The organism is Ulvibacter sp. 2305UL32-6 (assembly GCF_058148545.1).
In genome coordinates this window covers 1-689 of record NZ_JBYVKA010000075.1, presented here as the reverse complement: position 1 = coordinate 689, position 689 = coordinate 1, and the positions used below count along the sequence as shown (strand labels likewise).

Below are 689 nucleotides of genomic sequence, written 5' to 3'. Positions count from 1 at the left end.
AGCAAATATTAAAAACCAATCTTTATGAAGAAAATTATTTTAAGCCTTTTAGTCGGAATATTTATCAGTTTGACAATTACTAATTGTGCTTCTGGAAAAAATCAAATGAATGATGCTTTGAGCAAAGTATATGTTGGAATGCCAATATCTGAATTCAATAAAGTTTTTCCAAAAAAGGAATTAGTAAAATTAGAAGATGGAGTTTCTATCTATAAAGTAACGAAAAGAGTTTGGTACGATAGTGATGGAAGTGGAAGTTCTTATAGATATTTTTATTTTAGAGATAATAAATTAGCACAAATTGACAAAGGAGTGAGAAAAGTCGATAAGAGAATAAGAATTGATAAAAATTAAAACATTAAACTGAAATGAAAAACTTTATAGAAATAGTTGATAAAGAAGATGCTATATATCTTATAAACCTGAATAATATTGCTTTTGTAAAAGTAAATATTATGGCAATTTGTACTCTGATAATGAATGACGGAACTGAAATAAAAACGGAATTCACAAAAGACGAATTAAAACAAAAATTGAACTGATTGAGAAAAATAACATTTGCTAACACCGTGTATAATTAATTGCTTGGTTTTAGCCAATTTACGAAAGTCCTCGCGGACTTTCTATCTGTGTTTTATTTGCTAAATTACGTGCTTAACCACGCAACTAATCATACACAAACACGTTAG

At 27.7% G+C, this 689-nt stretch carries 2 protein-coding genes; both read left to right on the top strand.

The window, feature by feature from the left end; translation table 11 throughout:
* Window positions 1–24: 24 nt before the first annotated feature.
* On the top strand, window positions 25–354 hold the full coding sequence (locus ACY2RU_RS17790; RefSeq protein ID WP_490139831.1) for a hypothetical protein: 330 nt from the start codon (window positions 25–27) through the stop codon (window positions 352–354).
* A gap of 14 nt (window positions 355–368) precedes the next feature.
* Window positions 369–542 (top strand): hypothetical protein, encoded by a 174-nt coding sequence (locus tag ACY2RU_RS17785; protein ID WP_490139830.1) that lies wholly within the window; start codon window positions 369–371, stop codon window positions 540–542.
* The last annotated feature ends 147 nt before the right edge of the window (window positions 543–689 follow it).